The 1,672-nt window shown below is 74.0% G+C and carries 2 protein-coding genes; both read right to left on the bottom strand.

The window, feature by feature from the left end; translation table 11 throughout:
• Positions 1-41 precede the first annotated feature (41 nt).
• A complete protein-coding gene (locus N4G66_RS45080; protein WP_261710138.1) occupies positions 42-581 on the bottom strand; it encodes a GNAT family N-acetyltransferase in 540 nt (179 codons plus the stop codon).
• Positions 578-1,516: an aminoglycoside N(3)-acetyltransferase gene (locus N4G66_RS45075; RefSeq protein WP_261710137.1), complete on the bottom strand. Its 939-nt coding sequence runs from the start codon at positions 1,514-1,516 to the stop codon at positions 578-580. Before N4G66_RS45075 ends, N4G66_RS45080 begins: the two co-directional genes overlap by 4 nt.
• Between the last annotated feature and the right edge of the window lie 156 nt (positions 1,517-1,672).

Below are 1,672 nucleotides of genomic sequence, written 5' to 3'. Positions count from 1 at the left end.
GCGAGCCGTAGGAATCCCCCTCCTTCAGGAGGGGGAGGAAGTCAACGGGGCTCGTCTCCCAGGGGGGCGTCGGTGCGCAGTGCCGAGTACAGGACCTGGTCGTGCCAGCGGCCTGCGCGCCACTGGGCGGAGCGCAGGGTGCCCTCGCGGGTGAAGCCGGCTTTCTCCAGGGCTCGTTGTTCGGCGAGGTTGGCGTGGTCGGTGAAGGCCTGGACGCGTTCGGCGCGGGTGTGGGCGAAGAGGTAGCGGAGCAGGTGGCGCTGGGCGGTGGTGCCGGTGCCGCGGCCGCGGGCGGCGGGGACGAGGGCGGCGGCGATGGTCCAGCAGGTGGAGGTGTCGGGGCGTCCCCAGGCGGAGGCGAACCATTCGACGCGGCCCACGGGCTGCCCGGCCGCGGTGATGGTGAGGATGCCGCCGTCGGGGCCCAGGAGTCCGGTCTCGGCGTGGCGGGCGCGCAGCCGGTGGGTGGGGGTGAACCCGAACCACTGGAAGGGGCCGGTGCCGTCCTCGGTGGCGAACTCGTGCTCGAAGAGGTCGAGGTCGCCGGGGGTGACGGGGCGCAGGGACACGTCGGTGTTCATGTGATCTCTTTCTTGGTCGCCGCTTCGGGGAGTGCCGCGCCGAGGTGTCCGGCGGGCAGCGCGGATGCGGCGTCCACTACATCGCGCCAGCCGGGCGGGGGGATACCCCGGCTCAGGTCGCGGTGGTCGGCCAGCCGGCGGCAGGCGAAGCGGACGAGGGGGCGCAGCGGCACGGCCCGGCACAGTGCGCCGCCGATGCGGGCGGTGGCCGGCGGGGCGCCGGCGGCTTCGTAGGCGGCGCCGATGGCGTCGAAGTCGCCTTCCCACACGAGGAGTTCGGGTACCTCCTGCCAGCGGGTGCGGCCTGCCCCGTCCGGTGCGGGCACCGCCCACAGTCCGGCGCGCCGGCCCGGGTAGGCGGTGGCGTATTCGGCGAGGTGCAGGGCGGTGCATTTGTTCCAGGGGGCGCCGAGCAGCAGGACGGTGGCGTCGAGGTCCCAGAGCCGGCCGAGCGGGCCGTGGGCGGCGAGTCTGAAGGGTGTGGGGTGGTCGCGCACGATGGTCTCGGCGTGCGGGCCCTGGGCGGCGAAGGAGACGTGCGGGTGGGAGGAGCGGCGGGTGCCGGGCTGGGTTCTGAAGAGTTCGGGCAGCACGCCCATGGTGCGGGCGGCGGGGGTGCACAGCGGGTCGAAGGGGGGTATCTGGGCGGCGGTGTCCGGGTCGGCGGCGGCGCGGGCGAGGTCGGGGGCGCGCCAGGTGCTCGGGTGGCTCAGCTGGGGGGTGAAGGCGGGCATGACGAGGGTGCCGTGGGGGCCCAGCACGTCGCGCAGGGCGAGCAGGACGCTGTGGGCGCCGCCGGCGACGTAGCCGAAGGAGCTGAGCGAGGTGTGGGCGATGACGGTGTCGCCGGGGCGGATGCCGAGGCCGGTGAGGCCGTGGACGAGCGCGGACCGGGTGACGACGTGGCGGTTCGTCATGTCCGTCATGTCCGTCATCGGATTCCTCCGGGGATACTCCGCCCTTCAGGGCGGAGAGGAAACGGACTCCTGCGGAGCAGGGCGGAGAGCTGCGATTCGCCGCCAGGGCGGATCGCAGTGCCGTGACCAGCGAGTTTGATCGTCGCCTGCGGCCGGGCTAGCTTGCGGGTATGC

This window comes from Streptomyces rhizosphaerihabitans, assembly GCF_025399795.1.
GTDB classification, from domain to species: Bacteria; Actinomycetota; Actinomycetes; order Streptomycetales; family Streptomycetaceae; genus Streptomyces; species Streptomyces rhizosphaerihabitans.
The sequence above is the reverse complement of the archived record's forward strand: the minus strand, read 5'-3'. Positions and strand labels throughout refer to the sequence as shown.

Coding starts and splice junctions, on each gene's coding strand:
- N4G66_RS45075 (WP_261710137.1), bottom strand. CDS start 1,516: ATGACGGACATGACGGACATGACGAACCGCCACGTCGTCACCCGGTCC.
- N4G66_RS45080 (WP_261710138.1), bottom strand. CDS start 581: ATGAACACCGACGTGTCCCTGCGCCCCGTCACCCCCGGCGACCTCGAC.